This is a genomic window from Hungatella sp. SL.1.14 (assembly GCF_024460495.1).
GTDB classification, from domain to species: domain Bacteria; phylum Bacillota; class Clostridia; order Lachnospirales; family Lachnospiraceae; genus Hungatella; species Hungatella hathewayi.
Genome location: NZ_JANFYJ010000111.1, coordinates 1 through 488, shown reverse-complemented (window position 1 = coordinate 488; position 488 = coordinate 1). Strand labels below are relative to the sequence as shown.

Sequence of the window (488 nt, the reverse complement as noted above, 5' to 3'; positions counted from 1 at the left end):
CTTTACTTTTATTTTTTCTTTCATATCTGTCTCCTTAGAATATAGGTTCCGCAGGAAAAAGGGTTCTTTTTTCGCTATTTTAATATTATATCGGGACTCTGGCTGGGACAGGAAGCACATTACAATTACGGAAAGATCGTCTTCTCGAGAGCGTGCAGTGAACCGAATCCGGATTATCCGAGCTGGAACCGTAAGAGAATCGAAGACGTGGTTTGGGATATGCTGATGAGCGGATATTTAGACTGCTCCGAGATCATCGATCCGGTTGTGAAATTTGAGGATTCGGCAGAGGGAATCTGTCCCTATATGGATAAGGAACAGGAAAAGAGCATTAAGATGGGGGTTATATTTGGAGGTGAAGAATAATGCTGCTTGGTACACAGGACAGGGATTTTTTTTCCGCAGGATTTAACAGAGAAATTTAAATTTGTAAAATCAATCGGTTTCGAATGTTTTGAGATCGATGGAAAGGTTCTGATGGAAAAACC

Annotated in this window: 1 protein-coding gene; it reads left to right on the top strand. The window is 40.8% G+C overall.

All coding sequences use genetic code 11. The features are described 5' to 3' along the window. The first annotated feature begins 207 nt into the window (after positions 1-207). Positions 208-366, top strand: coding sequence for a hypothetical protein (locus NE473_RS30200; protein ID WP_256265556.1), 159 nt, complete (start codon positions 208-210; stop codon positions 364-366). The last annotated feature ends 122 nt before the right edge of the window (positions 367-488 follow it).